We start from the raw sequence: 24769 nt of genomic DNA, 5'->3' as shown, positions 1-24769 counted from the left end.
CCGGTGGCGCATGCGCTTACCGGGCTTGCAAAACAATGTTCCGTAGGCCGGATAGCGACAGCGCCATCCGGCACTTACAGACATGGCGAACAGTTGGCAGTACGGGGGGCTTATGACCTGGTTTATTGACCGGCGTCTTAACGGCAAAAACAAGAGCACGGTAAACCGCCAGCGCTTCTTACGCCGTTATAAATCGCAAATTAAACAGTCGATCTCCGAGGCCATTAACAAGCGTTCGGTGACTGATGTGGATAGCGGCGAATCTGTCTCTATTCCGACTGATGATATTAGCGAACCAATGTTTCATCAGGGACGTGGTGGCCTGCGCCATCGCGTACATCCGGGTAACGACCATTTTGTGCAGAATGACCGCATTGAACGCCCACAAGGCGGCGGTGGCGGCTCAGGAAGTGGACAAGGCCAGGCCAGCCAGGATGGTGAGGGTCAGGATGAGTTCGTCTTTCAGATCTCTAAAGATGAATATCTTGATCTGTTGTTCGAAGATTTAGCACTTCCTAACCTGAAGCAGAATCAGCAGCGTCAGTTAACGGAGTATAAAACACACCGGGCAGGTTTTACCTCTAACGGTGTGCCTGCCAACATTAGCGTGGTGCGATCCCTGCAAAACTCACTGGCGCGCCGTACGGCGATGACAGCGGGTAAGCGTCGCGAACTGCATGCTCTCGAAGCGGATCTGGAAACCATCGCGAAAAGCGAACCAGCGCAGTTGCTGGAAGAGGAACGGTTACGCAAAGAGATTGCCGAACTGCGGGCAAAAATCGAACGCGTGCCATTTATCGACACCTTTGATTTACGCTACAAAAATTATGAAAAACGCCCCGACCCTTCCAGCCAGGCGGTGATGTTCTGCCTGATGGACGTCTCTGGTTCGATGGATCAGTCGACCAAAGATATGGCTAAACGTTTTTATATCCTGCTGTATCTGTTCTTAAGCCGGACCTATAAGAACGTGGAGGTGGTTTATATTCGCCACCATACCCAGGCGAAAGAAGTGGATGAGCACGAGTTCTTCTACTCTCAGGAAACCGGGGGGACCATTGTCTCCAGTGCACTGAAGTTAATGGATGAAGTGGTGAAAGATCGCTACAACCCTGCCCAGTGGAACATCTATGCTGCACAGGCATCGGACGGTGATAACTGGGCAGATGATTCACCGCTGTGTCATGAGATTTTGGCGAAAAAGCTGCTGCCAGTGGTACGCTATTACAGCTATATCGAAATCACTCGCCGCGCTCACCAAACCTTATGGCGTGAATACGAACATCTGCAATCAACCTTTGATAACTTTGCGATGCAGCATATCCGCGACCAGGATGATATTTACCCGGTATTTCGCGAACTGTTTCATAAGCAAAGTACGACCAGTAACAATTAATCTAAACAAATCAGTCAGCGCGTAGATGTGCTGACTGATTTTATAAATAGTGCCCCATCCTGTTTTTATTTTCCCTTAACAGAGCAGCAGGCAATGTAGTTTAACTGATGACGTTGCGAACGGAAGAAGCGAAACATTTTCAGGAACCGACGACGATTTTCGCTCGTGCGTAAGCCGTTAAACACAATTTTAACTGCCCCTGTAAGCCCTTCATCACGAATTAATCCGCGCGGTGACATCAGCGACATGTTGCCATTCTGCTGCAAGACCTGTTCGAACCCGCAGTTAAGAAACAAATCACGCCAGCCTTGTCTGGTCATTGGGCTAACGTTTGATTTCACCACATCGACAAGCTGGCCCTGTTCGCCCGCGCCCAGTTTTTGGGCGGTGAACATAATATCGTGGGTGAGCAGGCGCCCACCGGGCTTCAACACGCGATAATATTCGGCTATTAACTTCGCCTTCGCTTTATCGGCATACATTGTCAGCATGGCTTCGTTAATCACAACATCGAAACTGTTATCCGCAAAAGGCAGGGTACTGGCATTCGCAGCCATCACATGAATGTGATTTTCCAGCCCATTTGCTGCCACATTATTTCTGGCATTAGACAGCGCGGTTTTATCCATATCGATAGCGTAGACCGTACAACCAAAGCGTTGAACTAACTCTATCGCCGTCGTGGCCATGTTGCACGCCACTTCAAGCACCTGGCTGCCGGGCGTCAGCTGTGACTGGCTAAACAACCATTCTGTTGCTTCAACGCCGCCCGGACGCAGACGGGTTTTGCCCAAGCTGGCTAAAAATGTATGACCCGCTTTTTCAGTCGCGCTCATTGGCCTGTCTCCTTTTATAAGTTGCATTATAAATACAATATTAAGAGTTAAAGGTGAAGCGCGCGAATGATTTTTATTACAAAATGTCCTTGCCCGTAGCGTTAGAGCGGATGTATGCCGTGTGATAGACTGAACTATCAGACTTACAGGGCTGTAAATCATTATGAAATTGCATCATAAAGCGCTCAGGCTCTTTATCTCCGTCAGCGTAATTGTTTTGACGTCTTCTTTTTTGGTTTATGAGCTCATTGCCAGCGATAAAGCAATGAATGCGTACATGCGCTATATCAATGAGAAAGCCGACTCATCGTTTCTCTATGATAAGTACACAAATCAAAGCATCGCAGCCCATCTGATGCGCACATTTTCGTCCCCCCAGGAGCCAGCCTCTCTCGAACAGCAAAAAGCACTTTGCACCGCTTTCGACAGCGTTAACGGCGCTCATGGGCTCAACCTTACTAAGCACAACTATCTGCCATTGCACGGTACGTTGCAGACCACCTCAACAAAATGTAGTGAACAGCTTGATGACATTTTTCTGCTGCCTTCTTTTGACCGGGCGGTCAATGTTAATCGTCAGCAGAAAGATTACGGTCAGGGATTAGGGACGTTAGAGTATAAATTTCGATATTACGTCGATCTCAAAAATAACTACGTCTATTTCTATGATTTGATCGACTCGCGGAAATTTGCGATACACAACTGGTCGTTTTTGCAAAAAGGTACGCTGGGAATCGACCAAAATGATATTGATGGTATTTTCACCGGCCGCACGGTGATTTCCAGTATTTATGAAGATAACCTGACCGAGAAAAAAGTGATGAGCTTTTTAACACCGGTCTACTACACCGGTAAGTTAAAAGGTGTGGTGATGGTAGATATTAATAAAGAGAATTTACAGAATATTTTCTATACTAGCGACCGCCCTCTCGTCTGGCGCTATCTTAACGTAACGGTCTCGGATACCAGCTCCGGTAAAGAGATTCTCGTTCATAAAAGTGAAACCGATCTGTTCCGCTATGTTGACTATGAGAAGGACATACCCGGTGGTATACGCATCACACTCTCACTCGATGTTATGTATTTTATTGTCTCGTCCTGGAAGATATTCGCATTCTATTTACTGGCAACGATATTACTGCTGAATATGGTCAGAACGCATTTTCGGCTGTATCACAACGTCACGCGGGAAAATGTTAGTGATGCGATGACCGGGCTCTACAACCGTAAAATTTTAACGCCGGCGCTTGAGCAGCGTTTGCAACAGTTGGTGAACACGGGAACGCTCGTCACCTTTATCGCCATCGACTGCGATAAACTGAAAGTCATCAATGACACGTTAGGGCATAAAGAAGGCGATCGGATTATCACCCATCTGGCCAAAGCCATTCAAAGCTCTATTCGCAAAAGCGACTACGCCATCCGCCTCGGCGGCGATGAGTTTTGTATTATCCTCATCGACCACCCCAGTGATTTAACGCCCCGCCTGCTGGAGAGAATTCGCTATAACTTACAAATTATTGCGCATGATATATCCATCAGCTTCTCCGCCGGGGTTTATAATATGCAGCCGAACGACACTATTGATGATGCTTACAAAGCATCTGATGCACAGCTCTATCTGAACAAACAGAAAAAACACGCCGGTGCGTGATTATTTTTCTGCAGGATTTTCATTGTTGTACCAGGAGTAAGTCATGACGGAAGTGAACAAAGGTAACGCAACGCATCAGCGTTTAATTTCGCTGTTGTCAGAGCAAGGCGCAACGTACCGCGTGGTAAGCCATGAAGCCGTCGGCAAATGTGAGGCAGTTTCTGAAATTCGTGGTACCGCACTGGGCCAGGGAGCAAAAGCGCTGGTCTGCAAAGTAAAAGGCAACGGCGTCAATCAGCATGTCCTGGCGATCCTCTCAGCCGATCAGCAGGCCGACCTGAGCCGGTTAGCCAGCCATATTGGCGGGTTGAGAGCCTCTCTTGCCAGCCCGGCGGAGGTAGATGAACTAACAGGCTGCGTATTTGGCGCTATCCCACCGTTCAGTTTTCATCCTAATCTCAAGCTGGTCGCTGATCCGCTACTGTTTGAGCGTTTTCATGAAATTGCGTTTAATGCCGGGTTGCTGGAAAAATCCGTGATCATGGATACCGCAGATTACCTGCGTATCGCGCAACCTGAATTAATGCCTTTCCGCCGCGAACAATAATGGTCTGCGTTAGCAGTAAAAAACGTCGCATCGTGCGTTAGCCCAAAAAAAATCATAATCATTAAAAAAAGCCTGTTCCGTCACGCATTTACGCGTACAGTAAGCAGGCTTATTTTTTCTTTTGGCAAGGAAACTACGATGTTTGATGTCACTCTGCTGATCCTCCTCGGACTGGCAGCTCTGGGCTTTGTCAGCCACAACACCACTGTCGCTGTTTCAATTCTGGTGCTGATCATTGTCCGTGTTACCCCTCTGAATACTTTCTTCCCCTGGATTGAAAAACAGGGCCTGACCGTCGGGATTATCATTCTGACCATTGGTGTCATGGCACCGATCGCCAGCGGAACGCTACCGCCCTCCACGCTCATCCACTCCTTTGTAAACTGGAAATCACTGGTCGCTATTGCCGTCGGGGTATTTGTCTCATGGCTCGGCGGACGCGGCGTTACGCTAATGGGCAGTCAGCCCCAGCTTGTTGCCGGATTACTAGTGGGCACGGTACTGGGCGTGGCACTGTTTCGCGGTGTGCCGGTGGGGCCGCTTATTGCGGCAGGCCTGGTCTCGTTGATTGTTGGGAAGCAGTAGCCAGCCCGTTCAGATAACGGCCTGGCGTCTGCCCCAGGCCTTTTTTGAACATAGTGATAAATGCCGTGGTCGAATCGTACCCGAGCATTTGCGCGACCTGTTGTACATTGCGGCCATCGATCAACGCCTGCAGCGCCAGAATCAGCTGGAGCTGGTGACGCCAACGGCGAAAACTCAACCCCGTTTCTTTGACGACCAGACGAGCAAGGTTACGTTCACTCATCGCAAATACGCTGGCCCATTGTCCCAACGTCTGCCATTGTGCTGGCTCTTTCGCCATCGTTGCGACCATTCTGCGAATTTTCGGGTGATCGGAAACCGGTAACTGCATCTGCTCCTGTGGTTGCTGCGGGAGTTCATCAAACAACACTTGCGTCAGCCGCTGGGTTGCCGGCTCCAGTCGCTGAGCATCAGATTTGGACGCCAGCGCCAGAATGAGTTCCCGACATAACGGGGCGATTTTCAGCGTGCAGCAACGTTCAGGCATCACGACAGCCTGCGGCTCAATAAACAGAAAACACAATTGCGCGCCTACGGTAACGTGGTTGCTGTGTGGAATTTCGCCAGGGATCCACACAGCATATTGCGGAGGCACCATCCACATAGCATTTTCAACTTCACAGGTGATCGCGCCATGCAGAGCCAGGATCAACTGTCCCTTACGATGCTGATGCAGCGGACTGAAAAGTTCATCTTCCCGAGCCTGAATACAAAATGCGACCGCCGCATCGTGGTGCAAATCGGGTTCATATCCATCCAGTCTCAGCCCCAACATAAGAATGTCCTATTTTAGCGATAATCTGTCATTTTAGCTTGATTCATCCATAGTGTAAAAACGCTAAAGTATCGCCTCGCCTGACGATATGAGAAAAAAATGATTACTACACCTTCCTCCCGTGGCAAAAATGCAGCGTTGCTGATCGCGGGGATCCTGATGATTGCCACCACACTGCGCGTCACCTTTACCGGCGCAGCCCCATTGCTGGATGCCATTCGCGCCGACTACGGCTTGAGTACCGCCCAGACTGGACTTCTGACTACCCTGCCGCTGCTGGCCTTCGCGCTGGTATCCCCCCTGGCTGCCGCCGTTGCGCGCCGCTGGGGCATCGAACGTAGCCTGTTTGCCGCGATGTTGTTGATTTGCGTAGGTATTGCGATTCGTTCGCTGCCTTCCTCAGGGTTCCTGTTTAGCGGTACCGCCATCATTGGTTGCGGAATCGCGTTGGGAAATGTGCTGTTACCCGGATTGATTAAGCGTGATTTTTCCCAGCATGTGGCGAAACTCACTGGCGCATACTCGCTGACCATGGGCGCGGCGGCGGCACTGGGCTCGGCAATTGTGGTTCCATTGGCACTAAATGGATTTGGCTGGCGCGGTGCATTGATGGTGCTGATGGCCTTCCCACTGCTGGCGCTGATTATCTGGTTGCCCCAATGCCGCCAGACTGCTCATGCCAGCCTGAGTAACTCGCGCGCCTTGCATTCCCGCGCGATCTGGCGCTCTGGCCTAGCCTGGCAAGTGACGCTGTTTCTGGGGATCAACTCCCTTGTCTATTACGTCATCATCGGCTGGCTACCCGCCATTTTAATTAGCCATGGCTACAGTGAATCTCAGGCCGGTTCGTTGCATGGTTTACTGCAGCTGGCGACTGCCGCGCCGGGAATATTGATCCCTCTCGTCCTGAACAGATTTAAGGATCAGCGCGCCATCGCCGCTCTGGTTTCGTTAATGTGCGCTGTCGGCGCGGCGGGATTCGCCATAATGCCCGAACAGGCATTGCTATGGACCATCCTGTTTGGCTTTGGCTCAGGCGCGACGATGATCCTCGGCTTAACCTTTATTGGCCTGCGCGCAAGCTCAGCGCATCAGGCTGCAGCGCTCTCCGGCATGGCACAGTCTGTCGGATATTTACTGGCCGCCTGCGGGCCACCGCTGATGGGGAAAATTCACGACCTCAACGGTAGTTGGCTGATTCCATTAACGGGTGTCGCCGTGTTAGCGATGCTGATGGCGGTGTTTGGTTTGTGCGCGGGGCGCAATCGGGAGATCGCGAGCGCATAATGCAGAGGGCAGGTTCGCGGACAACCTGCCCAATATTTATCCGCGCGCGGCGCGCAGCATCGCCTGAACCAGAGGTACGGGTTTTCCCGCCAGCGCTCCGCGTTCATGCTGAAAGAGCGTGCCGACATAAAATGGATGTGTCACCAGCTCAATGGCACGAATATCACCAGCCTCATCCCAACCGGTCACACGGAGATCGCCGCGCTCCAGCTCAGCGGCAAAATCTTCCGATACGCCATAGTTGCAGTGATATCCCTCCGAGATAACATCCCGTCCGTAGGCTTTGGCAATCAGCGTATTGGCCCGAAGCTCAATATCATCCGTTTTTTCTACCAGCGAGCAGGTCAACGGTGCTATCACCATCCGACCCGTGGTGTCCGTCTCCGCGTGGGCAGCGTCGATCCAGCCCAGCACGTTGCGGGCATACTCCAGAATGGCATGTTGAAAGCCGCCACAGGTACCCAGGAATGGGATGCTGTTTTCACGCGCATAGCGTATCGCGATCAGCGCCCCTTCCAGGTGACGATAAGGACTGCCTGGAACGACCCAAATGGCATCATAACCTACAAGGTCCTCACTGCTGCTGATATCAGATGTGGTTAGCCAGTCATAATCAGCCACTAATTCCAGGACGGCAGCGGCATCATCAATGGCAAGAGGAATAGCCTGATGCGCCACAATATCGGGGTTGTAATCGCCCACCAGCGCAATGCGAAGCGTATCTTTAATCGGGGAAATTTCCATTAAACTTTCCTTATGTCCAGACAATGAGGGACACTATAAGGAGCCTCAGCCTACCGATTTTTTGTTGGTATCACAATCCCTTAAATTGGGAGTCAGGGCTGGCGGAATGCTATAATGGTCACGTTTTACGATCTTATTTAACCGTAATAGCGATAGCTTAATGGAGCGGATGAAGAGATGAATATTCAGTGCAAACGTGTGTATGACCCGGCAGAAAAAAGCGATGGTTACCGCGTGTTGGTCGACCGGTTGTGGCCTCGCGGGGTGAAAAAGAGCGATCTTATTTTCAACGAATGGAATAAAGCACTTACCCCGTCATCTGATTTACGTAAGGCATTCCACGCAGAGTTGATTGATTTCTCGCATTTTTCTGAGCAATATCGCGCTGAACTGGCTCAACAGCAGCAAGAAGGAAAGCGCCTCGCAGAGATTGCCCGACAGCAAACCTTAACGCTACTGTATGCGGCGAAAAATACCCAGCAAAACCACGCGCTGGTGCTCGCTGAGTGGCTACGTCAATGCTGACCGCGTATCACTTGCCCGTTGTCGGATGATCTCTACGCCAGAGCGCCCATTCATCAATCACTTCCCCACCGGGTAGTTTGCAGTCTGACCTTACGCCTTGCGGAGTCTGCACCGCAACCAGCGTACCGCCCTTTTGTTCGCAATACACCGATGCCGGATTCGCCATGCCGATTTTTGGTGGTTTAGGGGCATCAGGCTGCGTGGTACACCCCGCCAACACCAGCAAGCCGGGCAAAATAATAGACGCAAGTTTCATCTCTACTCCTGTTTAAAAGCATTATTCCGGCAGGTTACCCCGACTTCCCTTCTATCTCCATGTTTTACGTTCTAATTTCAATTTTATGATTACATTTCAGCCAGAAACACGTGTTTCATCTTGCTCCCTGATGTTCTATCATGCGCCCACGCCAGCCTTGTCATCACTCAGGAGTATTTACACCTCATGTCGGACATGATCCTTGCCAGAGTCTCACAATCCTTAGCCACGGAGCAGTCAGTTGAGAGTCTGGTACGCCAACTTCTGGAAATGCTGGAAGTAGTGACTGAGATGGAATCTACATACTTGACCAAGGTCGATCTGGATGCCCGTCTGCAGCATATTCTGTATGCGCGTAATAGCTGCCAAATGCAGATCCCCGAAGGGCTGTCCGTACCGTGGGATGAGACGCTGTGCAAACGCGCTATTGAGGAAAACTGTCTGTACAGCGACAACGTGCCCGTACGATGGCCGGAATGTACCACCGCTCGCGCACTGGACATCACCACTTTTCTGAGTACTCCCGTTCATCTTCCGGACGGAACGTTTTACGGTACGCTCTGCGCCACCAGTCGCCGCCAGCATGCGTTAAGCGAACGTGGTGAACAGGTGTTGCATCTGTTTGCCGGACTAATCGCCCAGTCTATTCAAAAAGAGTCGCTGGTTGCTCAGTTACGTGAAGCGAACGCTGCGCTGATTGCTCACTCCTACACCGATGCCCTGACCGGATTACCGAATCGGCGCGCAATTTTTGAAAATGTAGAGACCCTTTTTTCGCTCGCCCGCCACCTCAGGCAGAAGATAGTTGTCGCCTATATCGATTTGGATGATTTCAAATTGATCAATGACCGCTTTGGCCACGAGGTTGGCGACCAGTTCCTGATCCGGATTGGCCACCGCCTGCTGCGTAAATGTAGTGATAATGACATTCTCGGTCGACTGGGCGGTGACGAATTTTTAGTCGCTCGCCTGTCGCCGGATGATGACAGGGAGCAACGCGTTCGTCTGCAGCAGGTGAAACATCAGTTGCAGCAGCAAATTTGCGGCGACTACCAGCTGGGCGATATTCATCTGTTTTATCCTGGTGCCAGTCTGGGCGTGGTGGAAATTGATCCGCTGGAGACTGATGTAAACTGTGCGCTTCATCTCGCAGACAGCGCAATGTACAAGGATAAAAAGCGTCAGGATAAAACCGCTTTTGTCGTACATTAACCCCTGCTATGCTGGCTCGTCTTTAAATAACTCTGGTAGATAATCGTATGCGACTCGGTATTATTTTCCCTGTCATTATTTTCATTTCCGCTGTCGTTTTCTTATCCTGGTTTTTTATTGGCGGTTACGCTGCGCCTGGAGCATAACGATGAAAAAAACAACGCTTATTATGATTGGCGTGGCTATCATCGTGGTTCTGGGCACGGAACTGGGGTGGTGGTAACCAAAGAAAAAGGCCACTTATCAGTGGCCTCTATTGTCTGCATGTTTACTTAACTTTTGACTTTTCTATAGATAAACAACACCACAATCGCACCGATAACCGCTACGACAAAACTGCCAAAGTTGAAACCATCAACTTTACCAAAACCAAAGAAGGTACTGATCCAGCCACCTACTACCGCACCGACAACCCCTAAGATGATGGTCATAAAGAATCCGCCGCCATCTTTACCCGGCATAATCCATTTTGCCAAAATCCCAGCGATAAGACCGAAAATCACCCATGAAATAATGCCCATAATATCCCTCACTTATGTTTTTAAGTTAACGATTCGCTCGTTGTATAAAAGCATAGCATAGCGCTGAAAAATTAAAATTTGTGATCGGTATCACCTGCTATTTTCATCTTTTTCTGATCTTTCATAAGGTTAAACCATTCGATGGAGACATTTTCCCTGACGTAGCTCGTCATTAATGTCGAATCGTCAGTCATTCTGCTTTACTCATTCGCCCTCAGTCCCTGCAATTACTAGGTTTTCACTTCTGGCACGATTTATGCTTAAACAGCCGGTCACTATGACAAATCGTAGTCCGCGATGTGTATCGCGCGGCTCCGTTTACAATTCGCGCTATTTCAGCATTTAACAGGTCTGTTATTGATGAAAAAAATCACCAGTGTATGCCCATACTGTGGGGCCGGGTGCAAGCTCAAGCTTGTTGTTGAGAATAACAAAATCATCCGCGCCGAGGCCGCAGAGGGTGTAACGAACCAAAATCAGTTATGCCTGAAAGGCTACTATGGTTGGGATTTTCTTAACGACACTCGCCTTCTGACTCCCCGTCTGACTCGCCCGATGATCCGTTATGAAAAAGGTGGAAAATTCACTCCCGTTAGCTGGGATGAAGCCATTCGTTACACCGCAAAACGCTTATCTGAAATCAAAAATACCTATGGCCCCCGCGCCATTATGACCACCGGGTCTTCACGTGGAACAGGGAATGAAACCAACTACGTGATGCAAAAATTCGCACGTGGCGTTCTCCATACCAATAATGTCGATTGCTGCGCCCGTGTCTGTCACGGCCCTTCCGTTGCCGGGTTACAGGAAACATTAGGCAATGGCGCCATGAGCAATTCCATCAGCGACATTGAAAACTCAAAATGCCTGCTGATCTTTGGCTATAACTGCGCCGACTCGCACCCGATCGTGGCTCGCCGGGTAATTAAAGCTCGCCAGAACGGCGCAAAAATCATTGTCTGCGACCCACGTCGTATTGAAACTGCTCGTATAGCTGACCAACATTTGCAGTTAAAAAACGGTTGTAATATGGCACTGGTTAACGCCTTTGGCCATGTCCTCATCGAAGAGCAACTCTACGATCGCGAGTATGTACAAAAGCATGCGGAAGGACTGGAAACATACTGGGAAACCGTGAAGGACTATGCGCCTGAAGCCGTTGAACATTTAACGGGTGTTCCCGCACAGCAGGTTCGTCAGGCGATGCGTACATTTGCCGCAGCGCCATCGGCAACCGTGATGTGGGGAATGGGCGTCACCCAGTTTGGCCAGGCCGTTGACGTGGTTCGTGGTTTGTCGAGCCTGGCGTTGCTGACCGGCAATCTGGGACGTCCTAACGTCGGCGTTGGGCCGGTGCGTGGGCAGAATAACGTGCAAGGCGCGTGCGATATGGGGGTACTGCCTAACCAGTTCCCTGGGTATCAGGACGTGACCGATTTCACCGTCAGGGAGAAATTCGCCAACGCCTGGGGCATTGACGTTAATCAGATGGATGACAAGGTTGGGACGCGCATCACCGAAGTTCCGCATCTGGCTATTGAAGGCAAAATTAAAGCCTACTACATCATGGGGGAAGATCCGTTGCAAACCGAGGCCGATTTAGGTCTGGTCCGCGAAGGGTTTAACGCGCTCGATTTTATTGTCGTGCAGGATATCTTCATGACCAAGACAGCGGAAATGGCCGACGTCCTCCTGCCGGCTACCTCCTGGGGCGAACACGGCGGCGTCTTTACCTGCGCCGATCGTGGATTCCAGCGTTTTGAAAAAGCGATTGAACCCTCAGGTGATGTCAAGCGTGACTGGGAGATCATCAGCCTGCTGGCCAGTGAAATGGGCTATCCCATGCGGTATCAAAGTAACCAGCAAATCTGGGATGAGATGCGCGAGCTGTGCCCGCTGTTCTACGGCGTAACCTATGAGAAAATGGGTGAAATGGGGCATGTTCAGTGGCCATGTCCGGAGCTCGATCACCCCGGCACACCTTACCTTTACGCGAACAGCCAGTTTGATACCGCCAATGGCAAAGGCAAACTGTTTGCCGCACAATGGCGAGCGCCCGCAGAAGTTCCTGATGAAAAGTATCCGCTGGTCCTGTGTACAGTGCGTGAAGTTGGGCACTACTCCTGTCGTTCAATGACCGGCAACTGCGCAGCGCTGCAAGCCCTGGCAGATGAGCCTGGGTATGTGCAAATCAATACTCATGATGCAGAAAAACTGGGTATTCGTCATCGTGACCTGGTATGGGTCAGCTCGCGTCGTGGTAAGGTCATCAGCCGCGCGGATGTATCCGAGCGTATCAATACCGGAACGGTGTATATGACCTACCAATGGTGGATTGGTGCGTGTAACGAGTTAACTCAGGATAATCTCGATCCTATTTCGAAAACGCCGGAAACCAAATATTGCGCCGTAAGTATTGAGCACATTAGCGATCAGGGATGGGCTGAAAAGTATGCCGCACAGACGTACAGCGACATGAAATCACGCTTGTGCGAGGCCATTGCGTAAGTCACCTCGCTAACCGCCTGAGTCTGGTCATCCAGACTCAGGTTTTTCCCGTTACTTCGCCAGCTGTGGTTCACTAAAGCGAATGGCAGCAGATTCTTCCTGCTTATCCCGCTGCATAAAACCGAGGTTCATCAGGAACAATCCCACCATAAACGGGAGTTCATACAGCTCTTCAATGAGATCGCCGTACTGCGCGTTGTGCAAAAAGACAGGGGCCAGCAGACGATGATGCTCTACCGTATCGGAGATCAAAAATGCACAGGTGGTGATCGCTAACAGCCATAGCGGCAGCGGTTCATTGCGTAAGCGACGGGCAATATCCTGGCGTAAGCGTTTTGATATCAGGACAGGCAGAATAATCATTGCAATCAATACCACTGAGATAACTCTGAACAGAAGTTTAGGGTGCTCCGGGAAATAATCACGGCCCCAACTGGTACTGCGACCCAGCAACACCAACCACCACACAGCCGCCCAAAGCCAAAATTGTTTCTCGCCTTCAGGACGTGATAAAGGCCGGATGTAGCTGAGAGTAAAAAGCGCTCCAAACAGCAGCCATAACGCCTGGCCATTCTCAATCCATCTGACGACAGTACCGTTGAGCAAAGGTAGATTCCAGTTCGCAGTGAACGGGATCGCTACGATGATCAGCCCAAGAATGAAAGTGGGTAATGTTAGTCGGGTATTCAGTTTCATAAGCGAGGTTCTGTATTGTGACTGTTTCACGATCATAACCCCTGTGAATGATCCAACATTAGCAATCAATGCGGATTTCTTAAGGTATTCTTAAGAAATCTTTTTCCGGATATTTCCAGGTTTAACACGGATAAAAAAACCGCTCTGCGTCGTCAAAACGCAGTGCGGTTATTAGATTAAAATTCAGCGCATTCAATCAGTAGGAGTAATTAACGCCTACCATCCGCACACTTCATGCTCATTCTCGGTATCGTATGAACGTACCGTATTGACCAGGTCTTTAACCACTTCAGCGGCCACATCCGGAATCAACAGCGTCATCGGCGCTTCAGTTTCATAATCGACTGACACGCCGTTGCTGTTATTGGTCACTGTTACGGTATAGGTTGCTTTGCCCATGATTTACTCCTTGCCGGTGCGCACGACTTTTCGTTGATTCGCGCTCTCCATCAGAACTTCCGGGGCAACGAAAAAATCGATATTAAAGTAAGTGTCGTCGGTCATCACTTCGATGTTATGCCATTTTTCCGGTGGAAAAACGCCAAACTGACCGGCTTCAATAACCATCACCTCTACGGGCTCCGGGCTATGTTCATCTGCGTATCCGAGATATTTGACCGCCCCCTGCATAACCGAAAGTCGAGGATAAACCCCGGCACGGGTTCCTTTATCAAGGTGGCGTTCGAAAATTCCGGCAGGTGCCGTTTCTTTGTTCCAGAATGGAGTAGAGCGTGTATGGATATGGTTCTGTGGAATTTGAAGCATTTTTCTTCCCTTTTCCAGTCGACAACCAGCGAGTTCTTACTGAACCGCTGCTGTACACAGGGTACGCCTCATAATATACATTTAAAATACCATTTATTGGTTATAACAATACAATTATAAATGAATTGCAGGGTGTAATATTGAAGGCCCGCCGTAACCAACGGGCCAATGGCGTCACGACTGAAGCGTGGCCAGACGAGCGGCAAAACCAACAAAAATCAGACCAATAAGGGAATTACCCACTTTGGCCAGTTTTTTCTTCGTACGGATATACTGCGTCACGAACGCGCCGGAGAAAATAAGAAAGCTCAGATAGAAAAAGCTCACTATCTCAAGCGTAATAGCCAAAATAAAGAATGACAGCCCTGAGTGCGGCGCATTGACATCAATAAACTGCACGAAGAACGACACATAAAACAAAATAGCTTTAGGATTCGTCAGGCTCAGAATTAACGCACGTTTAAAAATAGCGCCAAACGGGACTTCTTCAGGCGCGGCATCGCCAGTTTTCGATTTCAGTGTTGCATACAGGATCTTCGCACCGAGGTACAGCAGATAAAACGCGCCAAGATAGCGAACGATGTTGAACAAAACGGGCGTTGTTTTGATCAATGCGGCAACTCCGGCATAGGCCAAAAACATTAACACGGCATCGCCGATAAACACACCGCTTGCGGCGAGATAACCGCCCTTCACTCCCCGACCAACGCTGTTCTTCAACACAAATATCGTATTTGGCCCCGGTACCAGCACGATAAAAATAGCCCCCACCAGATACGTCCAGTAATTCAGAACTCCATACTCTGCGAACACGTTAACCTCTTCCTGAAAAAACACATGCACTTGCTGCGAGACAATATGCTAACGAATGCATCGGGTGATGGAAAGAGAAGGTTATGAATTAAAAAACCCGCCACTGGTGACGGGTGTGTACAGATAAGGTTAGCCCGGATTAATGGTGCAGCATCTCATCCACAACCTCTTCTCCCTTCAACTGGTAAGGGTAGTAGGTAGGCCAGTTTTCCATCTCTTCAAGCAAGGCTGCCTGCGAGGTATTTCCCATAAAGATATGGAAGTGGCTCGATTTACGCGGCGCGATAATATGATCGCTGAATTGCACGTATTTAGGTGCTTTGCTGTTAGCGTCTTTACACTCAAACAGATAACGTACACCTTTCTTGCCTGACTTATAGTGCAGAATTTTATAACCGGCGTAGTCGTATTTACATGATGCAACCTGATTACCGGTGTGAAATTCCATTACGTCATTTTCGATGCCGATGGTGTCTACGTTGGTTGCATAACCTTTACGGTAGTAATCTTTAATTTGTTCTGCCGTTTTGCTTTTGTCTTTCTCCGCTTTCTTTTTGAAGACCGGATCAAGCTCGCCGCTGACCAGATACGGATAGACAGATTGCCACATGCCATCCCAGTCGGTCAGCGCCCTATTTTGCACCTGGTTATCATCAAAAACCCCTTCCGACGCCTTTTGTTCTGCTTCGCTCATCGGCGCACCATGGGAATGATGACCGTGCGCCATAACCGAACCACTGACTACAAGCATCCCCAGAGCAATTGTCAGTTTTTTAATACAAATAGCCAAAATTTCACCCTCAAATCATTTGCGAGTGAATGTTATAATATAACATATCAATTTAATCAATAGATCAGCTACAAGCCTTATCTCATTTCACGTTACAAGGAGTTTGCTGGAACAAAGCTGCTCAAGCAGGGCCTGTTGATGGCTGATAATCAGCATAGCCAATGGCCGACGCTGGCATTCTTCAAGCAGCAGCGCCCAGATATCCCGTTGAATGGAAGGATCGAGCTGGGCGGTAATTTCATCAGCAATAAGAAAACGTGTCCGCGGGTCCAGCGCACGAAGTAAAGCAATTCGCGCCAGTTCACCGCCAGAAAGTTGTCCGGGGCGGCGAGTTAACCACTCTGGGTTGATGTGAAGACGGGTAAGCATTTCAGCATCCGGTCGCCAGGCATCATGAACCGCATCACCGGTGCTGCGTCGGGGGTTAAAAGTTAATTCCGGATGCTGTGGCACCAGTTGTACCGGGCAATACTGGTGCATCGGTAACGGTTGTTCATCAACCAGAATGTCACCCGAAGTTGGTTTCTGCCAGCCCGCCAGTACGCGTCCCAGCGTCGTTTTGCCCGTCCCACTTGGCGCACAAATCCCAATACGTTCTCCAGGGTGTAGAGAGAAGGTCAGATTTTGCCACAGAACCTTTTCTCCCTGACGGATTGTTACATCACGACAGCACAACATCGCGCTCTCCAAAAAGTTGATTTCTTTCAGGCAGCGCCCGCCATTGTCGTTGCAGATGTTCGCTAATCTCTCCGCGTAACAGCTGTTCCCGGCTGACGTTATCCGACACCCTTCCCTGATGCAACGCGACAATACGATCCGCATGGCGGGCCGCCAGCGTGAGGTCATGCGTTACCCATAAAACGCCAGCCCCTTGCTCACATTGCTCACGCAACTGTTCAAGGAGTTGATTAGCCAGAGGTGCATCAAGCCAGGCGGTAATCTCATCCGCCAGAATATAGCGAGCCTGACTCAGAGACGCATGACAGGCCAGGACACGTTTCGCCATACCGCCTGAAAGCTGGCGCGGAAAAGCATCTAATACGCGACTTTCCAGTCGGCTACGCTGGAGCAATCGTTCAATTTTTCCGGCATTCCATTGCTGGCCAGAAAGCTGGCATGCCCTGCGCAGATGCTTTTCAATCGAGAGCAGCGGGTTAAGCGCCTGAACGCCTTGCGGGACATAGCTGAAGGTATCGCCACGACATTGGCGAATATCATCGCTGTTCAGCGTTTTTCCCTCCAGCGTGATAGTGCCCTGGAAGCGCAAATTCTCCGGTAAGAGATCGAGCAGGCATTGCAGCAGCAGGCTCTTACCCTCCCCGCTTCCTCCCACTAACGCCACCATTTGACCCGGTGCCACGTCGAAAGAGATATCCTGCAACAGCGAAGACCAGTTTCTCGCGCCGTACCAGCGATAACGCGCCACCTCCAGCGAGACCTGTCTTAAACTCAACATGCGTCACCTCGTAACCATAAACGATGTACCGCCCTTGCGAGCTGATCGAATAACATCACCAGACTGAACAGCATCAGTCCCGGAAACAGCACCAACCACCAATCGCCATGACTGATAAATCTCAGCGCATCCGCCAGCAGCAGTCCCAGTGACGGTTCATGCGGTGCCAGCCCAAAACCGAGGAAGCTTAACGCCGCACTGTGCAACACCGCGTGGGGAAACATCAGTAGTGTTCCCGTTAGCCATTGAGGTAATAAGGCGGGTAGATAGTGATGTCGCCAGCAGTAAAAATGGCCGTGTCCCAGACGCCAGGTCAGCGTCAAGTAGTCACTGTGGGCCACGCGCTGCGCTTCAGCACGCAGGATCAGCGCCAGACGCGGCCAGTGGGTCAGCGCAACCGCCATAATCACGCCGTTTTTCCCGCCGCCCAGCGTAAAGCAGATCAAAATGAGCAACAGCAGATGCGGCATCGACAGCATGGCATCGGTAATCAGGCGCATAAGCACATCCAGACGCGGATGTATGCGCGAAACCGCCGCCATCACTAACGCAATGAAACCGCTGCACAACGCCGCACCAATACCAATTTGCAGACTGGTTAACGCACCCTGAAAACAACGGATCCACAGGTCGCGACCAAGGTTGTCGGTGCCAAACCAGTACAGCGCATCAGGCGGTAAATGCCGGGCAAGCAGATTAACGCTCAACGGGTTATCCAGCATTGCGGCACCATACACTGCAATGAATAACAGGCAGCTAAATGAGAGCAAAAGACGAATCAGCGTCGGCGTCGGGTTATAGAGCATCAGGTCGTTCCAGAGCACGGTTCAACATACGGACAAGCCAGGTAGACAGCGAGTTACCAATAAACACCAATACGGTACTGAACAATACAATTCCCATCAGTAACGGCAGATCTCCACGTAATCCAGCATCAATAGTGGCCTGCCCCAGTCCCGGGTAAGCAAAGACTTTTTCGGCCAATAATGCGCCTCCCAACAGCTCCCCCAGCGAGGCAAACTGCAAACACAGCGCAGGCGTAATTGCATGACGCAGAACCTGATGGCGTAACAGTGACCAGCCTTTATCTCCCTGAGAACGCGCAAAACGGACAAAATCGCTTTTCATCACGCTGGCGATGCTTTCCCTCGTATGAAGCGTAATTTGTCCCAGTCCCAGCAAACTGAGCGCGCAAACGGGAAGCACCTGATGGCGCAGACGCTCAGTCAGCGTCGCCATATCGCCGCTATTGCCCGGCTCCCACGCGCAGCAGACCGGAAATACCGGCCAGCGCACGGCAAATAATGCCAGCAACAGCATGCCAATCCAGAAGGTCGGCAGCGAAGAAAGCAGATAACTGAGGCGACAGATTGCTTTATCCGGCCAGCGATTCAGATAGCGACCCGCGACAAACCCCATTGCCGTTCCCAATATGCCAGAGAGTAGCCACGCGCCACCAAGCAGCGCAAACGAAGTCGCAAAGCGCTCCTTGATCACGCTGGCAACCGGCGCGTTAAACAACATTGAGTAGCCGAGATCGCCCTGTAATACACGGCCAAACCAGTGACCAAAACGCTCCCATAGCGGTTGGTCCAATCCCCAGCGAGCCGCGATACGCGCATATTGCTCCGGCGGCACATGCAGGAGATCGTTGCCGATATAAGCCCGAATCGGATCGACCGGAGAAAAGCTGAGCAGCACAAAAGTGCCAGCCGCAACCAGCACTAATAACACTATCAGCCGTAGAAAATGGCCCACAACAGACTTCATCAACGGCAGGTCCAGGTCCATTCATCCAGATTATTGAGCAGTGACCAGCTACCGTGAATCTCCGGTGCGCCTTTACCTAAGTCAATACACGGATTTGCCAGGTAGGTATGCTGAATATTCAGCAGCCATGCCCAGGCAGCATCGCCCTGCACGCCAGCCCCTTGCTTGCCATCCCACTCAACTTGTTGCCAGAACGGCAACGCTTTTTGCCAGTCCGGAGCGTCAATTGCCTGTTTAAGATGCTGCTCAACGACAGGATTGCTGTAATAGCCTGGATTGTAGTATTCCACGCCCGCAGCCTGATTACTGTAGTGATGGAAAAGCTCCATCGGATCCAGACTTCCCCAGCCAAACAGCGTCGGGTTGGCATGCATATGCCGCTCAACAGTTTCCCAGCTCCCGGATTGCAGAGAAATCTGAATACCCACTGGCTCCAGCATCGCACGTACGGCTTCGGCTAAATCCCGGCGTGTACTGTCACCGCTGGCATACCACAACGTTAAGCGAGCCTCTTTACCGTCCTTCACGCGTACGCCGTCTTTACCCACTTTCCAGCCGGCTTCTTCCAGAATCGTTCGCGCTTTTTCGCTATCGCCATCTTTGAACGCAACTGATTGTCCCTGCCATGGCAGACCCTGAACCGCGCTATACGCCGGAATCGCATGACCTTCCATGACCTGATCGGCAAGCTGCTTACGGTCGATGGCGTAGTTGATGGCGCGCCTGATGGCAACATCGGCAGTGATATCGTTCCCAATCGGATAGCCATTGGCGTCTTTTTTACCTGCAGGAACCATCGGGAACACAATGCCGCGGTTTTCCACGCTGTCGCGTACCCAAAGTTTCAAATTTTTCTGCTGAGGAGCGACTGCCATCGATGGCGCGATACGTACGAGTCCCAGTTGGCCGCTGCGCGCTGCGGCATAAGCGTTATCTTCATCAAGGAAGACAAACACCAGCTTACTGAAATCATTTTTCTTACCGGCATACCAAGGGTTAGCCTCAACGATCAACTGCTGCCCCGGCTGAAAACTCACCAGTCGATACGGACCCGCGCCAATCGGATTTTTAGCGAATGTTTTTTCGTCATACCGTTTTTGCGGAACAATTCCTAATGAACCCAGCACGTTCACAAAGGTACTTTGCGGGCTACGCAACGTAATTTCTACCGTGCGGTTATCTTTCAGACTGGCATGGGTGAAGTTTCCCATGTCTATTTTGCCGCCGCTTTTTGCTGCTTTGTTATAGGTGAACACCACATCTTCAGCGGTTAGCGGCGAACCATCAGAGAATTTAAGGTCAGGTTTTAACGTCAACGTCCAGGTTTTGCCGTCTGCGCTGGTCTCTACTTTTTCCGTCAGCAGGTTTCCCCAGCTCATATCTGCATTTTGTTTTAATAATGGTGCATGCAAAAGCAGATAGCTGCCATGACTCCAGCCCAGCATCGGGTCAAAACCTTCCGTTGGCTCCGGTCCAATTGCCAGTTTTAACGTCTGCCCTTCGCTCGCATTTTGCGCGGCGAGAAGTGGTGAGGTTAATGCGAGAGTCAATGCGCACGTAAGCAGTGCCAGCTTGCCTTTGATCATTATGTTATCCAGATTTACGTTATTTTTATGCTGCATAACGATTTACAGTCGTTAAGCAGTCTCCTGGGGAAGGGATTATGGCGGACAGAAATGACGAAAAAAATGATGCGGCGCAGAAAAGTATGACGATTTTCTAAAATTATCATACTTTTTTCTGATACTCCGTTATGAGTACGATGTGAATCTCAGAATATAGATTAATCCCTCGCCATTTATTCAAAGGAATATTAATCCCGATCTAATAATTACTCATGCTGACTATTTATCCTTCCTGCTATTTCCTTATCTAAAATTAATGACAATTTATGTATATTTATTCAAAAAAAACACCAGAAGTGACAAGTTATGTAAATTTGTAATGATAATTATTTGTATTATCATTACGATCACTTATCTTACTGCCTTTGATTTTTAACAAAGGAAGTTTGACTATGCGTTTAAAACCCGTTGCCTCTGTCGTTCTGTCCTGTTTAGGATTTTCCAGCCCCCTGGTATTTGCTGAAGATGTCATGGTGGTAACCGCTTCCGGTTACGAAAAGAAAATCACCAATGCCGCCGCCAGCGTCTCTGTTATTTCGCAGCAAGAGTTACAAACCAATAAATATAATGACTTAGGTGAAGCCCTGCGTTCTGTTGAAGGGGTAGATGTTGAAAGCAGCACCGGTAAAACTGGCGGTCTGGAGATCAGCATCCGTGGCATGCCCGCCAGCTATACCTTGATCCTGATTGACGGTATTCGTCAAAACGGCAGCAGCGACGTGACGCCAAACGGCTTCTCTGCCATGAATACCAGCTTTATGCCCCCGCTGGCGGCAATCGATCATATTGAGGTTATCCGCGGCCCGATGTCGACGCTTTATGGCTCCGACGCAATCGGTGGCGTGGTGAATATCATCACCAAAAAAAGCACCGATAAATGGAGCACTTCCATCAATACCGGCGTTAACCTGCAAGAGAGTAATAAATGGGGTAACAGTACGGTCGCCAACTTCTGGTCAAGCGGCCCGTTAATCGCGGGCGTACTGGATATGCAGGTTCGGGGGAGCACCACCCAGCGTCAGGGTTCCAGCGTCACTTCGCTGAGCGATACCTCTTCCACCCGCGTACCTTATCCAACCGAGTCGGAAAACTACAATATTGGCACGCGATTCGACTGGAAAGCCAATGAAAGCAATACGCTGTGGCTGGATCTCGACTCCGCCAGACAGCGTTATGACAACGATGACGGTCAGTTGGGTAACCTGACGGGAGGTTATGATAAAACGCTGCGCTATGAGCGTAACAAAGTGACCCTCGGCCACGATACAGCCTTAACGTTCGGCACCTGGAAATCCTCCCTCGGCTGGAATGAGACCGAGAACAAAGGCCGACAACTGGTCTCCTCCGCACTCACGCCAGAGAACGCAGGTCGTGCCGGTGACGCGCGTGAACTAAAGAACACCAACGTCATTCTGGACTCCGTGCTGCTGACACCACTAGGTGATTCGCATCTGTTAACCCTCGGCGGGGAATACTGGGATGCACGAATGAAAGATGGTGTGGTGCTGGCCAATACCGGCGAGACGTTCCACCAAAAAACGTGGGCAGCCTATGCGGAAGATGAATGGCATATTCTCGATTCGCTGGCCTTAACCGCAGGAACACGCTATGAGCATAACGATGTCTTTGGCGGTCATCTCAGCCCACGAGCCTATATGGTCTGGGACGTATCTGATGAATGGACCCTCAAAGGCGGCGTAACGACAGGTTATAAAGCACCATCACTGAGCCAGTTACATAACGGGATCAGCGGTGTAACCGCGCAGGGAACGGTGAATACAGTCGGTAACCCGGACCTCAAACCTGAGGAAAGCATCAGCTACGAAACCGGGCTGTATTACGAGAACAACGCCGGGCTTAACGCCAACATTACCGGCTTCTATACTGAATACAAAAATAAAATTGTCTCGTATTCTATCGATGATAATACCAACAGTTATACCAACAGCGGCAAGGCGAGGACCGATGGCGTTGAATTTGCCAGCACCTTCCCTCTATGGTCGGATGTGCTGACCTTATCTCTCAACTACACCTACACTCAGAGCAAGCAAAAAGATGGTGACAATAAAGGCGCGACGTTAAGCTATACACCAAAGCATATGGCTAACGCCCGTCTGAACTGGCAGGCAACGGAAGATATGAACGCCTGGCTGAGCGCACGTTATCGCGGTAAGGCCCCACGCTTCACGGAAAATTACGACAATCTCAGCGCAGTACAAAAAGCCGTCTATGACGATAAAGGTGCTAATTTAAAAGCCTGGACCGTCCTGGACATGGGAATGTCTTACAAACTGACCAAAGATCTGACACTTAATACGGCAGTTAATAACGTGCTGGATAAAGACTTTAGCGAGGTTAAACTTTACCAGGTGGGCCGTAATAGCACCTACGCAGGTGATTATTATCAGACTGCACAATCCACCACCGGATACGTAAACCCGGGTCGTAACTACTGGGTATCGTTAAACTATCAGTTCTAATGTTGTTTTCCCTTCCTGACGGACTGGAATTGATAGCCCGTCAGGAATTATGTTACATCAAATAACAGGCGGATGATGTTATAAAATCGCACTCTTTATAAGGATATGATTAAAACACTCTCAGCCACCTGTAACTAAAAGTAACTAATTTTCATGTTAAATTCTTACCAGGCAAGAACACCAGAATCAGATTTATTCACACAACAAATGCCTGGATTTTAAAAATCGAAAAACAAAAGCCAACATCATCATATTTTTCTGAGTTACCTGACCTTACTCTCAAAAAAACATTTATCAAAATAATAATAAAAATACATTCACATAATCAATTCTTCAAGTTTGAAAAACAAAAAGAAACATCTTCTTTGATTTGGAACGGATACTCAATGTTATTATTTCAAAAATAACATCCACGGTAACCGCCATGCTCATCACACACGAAATACTTAATGGAATAATGGGTGAAAGAGTTTCCGATGATTGTATTATTTACTTGTCTGGACCTTCATCATTAGATACGCCCCTTGAGATAATGCGTAGTAAAAGCTGCATTTGCGTAAATGGTAGCGCAGGCTATTTAATTAACAACAATATCCCTGTATTTCTTTATGTTGTTTGTGACGGTTCTTTTTATGAAAACAATAAAGACTTATTTTATAAGTATTCCGCCTATGCTCAGCATACCTTTATTAGTGAAGATGTTATTAAAAGAGCTGATTCAACAGAGGCAGAGAACTTGCTCAACACATGTTTTCTGTTAAAGGACATTTGCAAATCCAGAGGTGGTATCGGTAGAAAGATTCGCTATAAAATAAAAACAATGACTAACAGGAATCTCCGAATTAAATGCTCTGCATTCAGAAAAGTGAAAACAATTGCATTTTCAACTGATGTAGCACATGGTCATTTTGGTAGTGCTACGGTCGCATTTAGCGCGTTACAAATAGCCATTAGTCTAAAATTTGAAAGAATAATTTTTTCAGGTTTAGATTTGAAAGATAGCTGTAAACGGTTTTACAATGAAGTTAACGCTCAACCCACGACTCTACCCGCTGATCTTAGCTTTATATTAAGATCATTTTCTTATGTAAATAGCCACTATGACGGTAAGATCTACAATCTTTCTCCACAAACAGCTATTCCCTACGATGTTATTCCGTTCATCAATACAGAAGAAGTAGCTTGTTCCACCTCCTACTAGCAATACACCAACGATAAGAATATTTAAATGATTAATACAGAAACACCCCTTCATGCACCATTAGATACAATGCCAAAACAATAACCCCGACGATACCACCTAAAAACAGTGCTGCGGCAATCGCAAGCTGGTTGCGGTTTGTGTACTTCGTATTGTTTCGTACATCCAACTCTTTTTTCGCTGCGCTGTGACTTGAATCACGCTCCATCGCGAATGTTATATCTGCCATGCCATTATCCAGTTGCTGTATATGAAAACACAAATAACCACTACAGCGATAAGGGTATAGATTTTAAATAACATAATCTGAGATTTGTCTCACAATAA

The 24769-nt window shown here is 49.4% G+C and carries 27 protein-coding genes and 1 pseudogene; 12 read left to right on the top strand and 16 right to left on the bottom strand.

Annotated features, from left to right (window positions below):
* Positions 1-112 precede the first annotated feature (112 nt).
* Positions 113-1396 carry a YeaH/YhbH family protein gene (locus WC1_RS14325; protein WP_003030708.1) on the top strand — a complete coding sequence of 428 codons (1284 nt, stop codon included), beginning with the start codon at positions 113-115 and terminating at the stop codon, positions 1394-1396.
* Between the two features lie 65 nt (positions 1397-1461).
* On the opposite strand, the gene WC1_RS14330 is transcribed toward WC1_RS14325, so the two are convergent.
* The gene (locus WC1_RS14330; RefSeq protein WP_003846666.1) at positions 1462-2232 is read right to left on the bottom strand and encodes a class I SAM-dependent methyltransferase; all 771 of its coding nucleotides are present in this window, start codon (positions 2230-2232) and stop codon (positions 1462-1464) included.
* A 163-nt stretch (positions 2233-2395) separates the two neighbouring features.
* Between WC1_RS14330 and dgcJ the strand changes: the two genes are divergently transcribed.
* From dgcJ to WC1_RS14345, 3 genes are all read left to right on the top strand, one after another.
* The gene (gene dgcJ, locus WC1_RS14335) at positions 2396-3886 is read left to right on the top strand and encodes a diguanylate cyclase DgcJ (RefSeq protein WP_016150102.1); all 1491 of its coding nucleotides are present in this window, start codon (positions 2396-2398) and stop codon (positions 3884-3886) included.
* Between the two features lie 43 nt (positions 3887-3929).
* Positions 3930-4433 carry a YbaK/prolyl-tRNA synthetase associated domain-containing protein gene (locus tag WC1_RS14340; protein WP_016150101.1) on the top strand — a complete coding sequence of 168 codons (504 nt, stop codon included), beginning with the start codon at positions 3930-3932 and terminating at the stop codon, positions 4431-4433.
* A gap of 138 nt (positions 4434-4571) precedes the next feature.
* Positions 4572-5018 (top strand): DUF441 domain-containing protein, encoded by a 447-nt coding sequence (locus WC1_RS14345; protein WP_003832453.1) that lies wholly within the window; start codon positions 4572-4574, stop codon positions 5016-5018.
* Here WC1_RS14345 and WC1_RS14350 read toward each other — a convergent pair.
* Positions 5001-5793 (bottom strand): annotated as a pseudogene (locus WC1_RS14350) (helix-turn-helix transcriptional regulator); the annotation flags it as partial. The gene WC1_RS14345 and the pseudogene WC1_RS14350 overlap by 18 nt on opposite strands.
* A gap of 99 nt (positions 5794-5892) precedes the next feature.
* Here WC1_RS14350 and WC1_RS14355 point away from each other — a divergent pair.
* Positions 5893-7080 (top strand): CynX/NimT family MFS transporter, encoded by a 1188-nt coding sequence (locus WC1_RS14355; RefSeq protein WP_003846669.1) that lies wholly within the window; start codon positions 5893-5895, stop codon positions 7078-7080.
* Positions 7081-7116: 36 nt separating this feature from the next.
* Here the strand turns inward: WC1_RS14355 and WC1_RS14360 are convergent, their stop codons facing one another.
* The gene (locus tag WC1_RS14360; RefSeq protein ID WP_003846671.1) at positions 7117-7824 is read right to left on the bottom strand and encodes a CTP synthase C-terminal region-related (seleno)protein; all 708 of its coding nucleotides are present in this window, start codon (positions 7822-7824) and stop codon (positions 7117-7119) included.
* 177 nt (positions 7825-8001) lie between these two features.
* Between WC1_RS14360 and WC1_RS14365 the strand changes: the two genes are divergently transcribed.
* Positions 8002-8349: a DUF488 domain-containing protein gene (locus tag WC1_RS14365; protein ID WP_003030722.1), complete on the top strand. Its 348-nt coding sequence runs from the start codon at positions 8002-8004 to the stop codon at positions 8347-8349.
* A gap of 7 nt (positions 8350-8356) precedes the next feature.
* Here the strand turns inward: WC1_RS14365 and WC1_RS14370 are convergent, their stop codons facing one another.
* On the bottom strand, positions 8357-8605 hold the full coding sequence (locus tag WC1_RS14370; protein WP_003030725.1) for a putative hemolysin: 249 nt from the start codon (positions 8603-8605) through the stop codon (positions 8357-8359).
* 186 nt (positions 8606-8791) lie between these two features.
* On the opposite strand from WC1_RS14370, the gene WC1_RS14375 reads away from it, so the two are divergent.
* From WC1_RS14375 to yoaJ, 3 genes are read left to right on the top strand one after another with little or no spacing between them, the layout of a single operon-like run.
* On the top strand, positions 8792-9817 hold the full coding sequence (locus tag WC1_RS14375; protein ID WP_016150100.1) for a sensor domain-containing diguanylate cyclase: 1026 nt from the start codon (positions 8792-8794) through the stop codon (positions 9815-9817).
* Positions 9818-9864: 47 nt separating this feature from the next.
* Complete coding sequence (locus tag WC1_RS24660) at positions 9865-9963, top strand: YoaK family small membrane protein (RefSeq protein WP_032941789.1); 99 nt, start codon at positions 9865-9867, stop codon at positions 9961-9963.
* A gap of 2 nt (positions 9964-9965) precedes the next feature.
* Entirely contained in the window at positions 9966-10040 is a 75-nt protein-coding gene (gene yoaJ, locus WC1_RS24655; RefSeq protein WP_099530266.1) for a protein YoaJ, read from the top strand.
* Positions 10041-10089: 49 nt separating this feature from the next.
* On the opposite strand, the gene WC1_RS14380 is transcribed toward yoaJ, so the two are convergent.
* Positions 10090-10338, bottom strand: coding sequence for a GlsB/YeaQ/YmgE family stress response membrane protein (locus tag WC1_RS14380; RefSeq protein WP_003030729.1), 249 nt, complete (start codon positions 10336-10338; stop codon positions 10090-10092).
* 360 nt (positions 10339-10698) lie between these two features.
* Here WC1_RS14380 and fdhF point away from each other — a divergent pair, with 360 nt between their 5' ends.
* Entirely contained in the window at positions 10699-12846 is a 2148-nt protein-coding gene (gene fdhF / locus WC1_RS14385; RefSeq protein ID WP_016150099.1) for a formate dehydrogenase subunit alpha, read from the top strand.
* A 51-nt stretch (positions 12847-12897) separates the two neighbouring features.
* On the opposite strand, the gene WC1_RS14390 is transcribed toward fdhF, so the two are convergent.
* From WC1_RS14390 to WC1_RS14435, 10 genes are all read right to left on the bottom strand, one after another.
* Positions 12898-13542: a hypothetical protein gene (locus WC1_RS14390; RefSeq protein WP_003840864.1), complete on the bottom strand. Its 645-nt coding sequence runs from the start codon at positions 13540-13542 to the stop codon at positions 12898-12900.
* A gap of 216 nt (positions 13543-13758) precedes the next feature.
* Positions 13759-13941, bottom strand: a complete 183-nt coding sequence (locus tag WC1_RS14395; RefSeq protein ID WP_003030733.1) for a DUF1869 domain-containing protein — start codon at positions 13939-13941, stop codon at positions 13759-13761.
* 3 nt (positions 13942-13944) lie between these two features.
* Positions 13945-14307, bottom strand: a complete 363-nt coding sequence (yeaR, locus tag WC1_RS14400) for a DUF1971 domain-containing protein YeaR (RefSeq protein ID WP_003030735.1) — start codon at positions 14305-14307, stop codon at positions 13945-13947.
* Positions 14308-14481: 174 nt separating this feature from the next.
* The gene (gene leuE, locus WC1_RS14405; RefSeq protein WP_016150097.1) at positions 14482-15120 is read right to left on the bottom strand and encodes a leucine efflux protein LeuE; all 639 of its coding nucleotides are present in this window, start codon (positions 15118-15120) and stop codon (positions 14482-14484) included.
* Positions 15121-15259: 139 nt separating this feature from the next.
* On the bottom strand, positions 15260-15910 hold the full coding sequence (gene zinT, locus WC1_RS14410; protein ID WP_003840861.1) for a metal-binding protein ZinT: 651 nt from the start codon (positions 15908-15910) through the stop codon (positions 15260-15262).
* Positions 15911-15997: 87 nt separating this feature from the next.
* On the bottom strand, positions 15998-16588 hold the full coding sequence (locus WC1_RS14415; RefSeq protein WP_016150096.1) for an ATP-binding cassette domain-containing protein: 591 nt from the start codon (positions 16586-16588) through the stop codon (positions 15998-16000).
* Positions 16572-17366, bottom strand: coding sequence for an ATP-binding cassette domain-containing protein (locus WC1_RS14420; RefSeq protein ID WP_003030741.1), 795 nt, complete (start codon positions 17364-17366; stop codon positions 16572-16574). The genes WC1_RS14415 and WC1_RS14420 overlap by 17 nt, the downstream gene beginning before the upstream one ends.
* Positions 17360-18172, bottom strand: coding sequence for an ABC transporter permease (locus tag WC1_RS14425; RefSeq protein WP_003030742.1), 813 nt, complete (start codon positions 18170-18172; stop codon positions 17360-17362). The genes WC1_RS14420 and WC1_RS14425 overlap by 7 nt, the downstream gene beginning before the upstream one ends.
* Positions 18162-19136, bottom strand: coding sequence for an ABC transporter permease (locus tag WC1_RS14430; protein WP_016150095.1), 975 nt, complete (start codon positions 19134-19136; stop codon positions 18162-18164). Before WC1_RS14430 ends, WC1_RS14425 begins: the two co-directional genes overlap by 11 nt.
* On the bottom strand, positions 19136-20758 hold the full coding sequence (locus tag WC1_RS14435) for an ABC transporter substrate-binding protein (RefSeq protein ID WP_003030747.1): 1623 nt from the start codon (positions 20756-20758) through the stop codon (positions 19136-19138). Before WC1_RS14435 ends, WC1_RS14430 begins: the two co-directional genes overlap by 1 nt.
* 395 nt (positions 20759-21153) lie before the next feature.
* On the opposite strand from WC1_RS14435, the gene WC1_RS14440 reads away from it, so the two are divergent.
* Both WC1_RS14440 and waaZ read left to right on the top strand, forming a co-directional pair.
* On the top strand, positions 21154-23241 hold the full coding sequence (locus WC1_RS14440; protein ID WP_016150094.1) for a TonB-dependent receptor: 2088 nt from the start codon (positions 21154-21156) through the stop codon (positions 23239-23241).
* Between the two features lie 424 nt (positions 23242-23665).
* The gene (gene waaZ / locus WC1_RS14445; RefSeq protein WP_016150093.1) at positions 23666-24442 is read left to right on the top strand and encodes a 3-deoxy-D-manno-oct-2-ulosonate III transferase WaaZ; all 777 of its coding nucleotides are present in this window, start codon (positions 23666-23668) and stop codon (positions 24440-24442) included.
* A 31-nt stretch (positions 24443-24473) separates the two neighbouring features.
* On the opposite strand, the gene WC1_RS14450 is transcribed toward waaZ, so the two are convergent.
* Positions 24474-24671: a hypothetical protein gene (locus WC1_RS14450; protein WP_016150092.1), complete on the bottom strand. Its 198-nt coding sequence runs from the start codon at positions 24669-24671 to the stop codon at positions 24474-24476.
* Positions 24672-24769: the final 98 nt, after the last annotated feature.

Source organism: Citrobacter sp. KTE30 (genome assembly GCF_000398825.1).
GTDB lineage: Bacteria > Pseudomonadota > Gammaproteobacteria > Enterobacterales > Enterobacteriaceae > Citrobacter > Citrobacter freundii.
The sequence above is the reverse complement of the archived record's forward strand: the minus strand, read 5'-3'. Positions and strand labels throughout refer to the sequence as shown.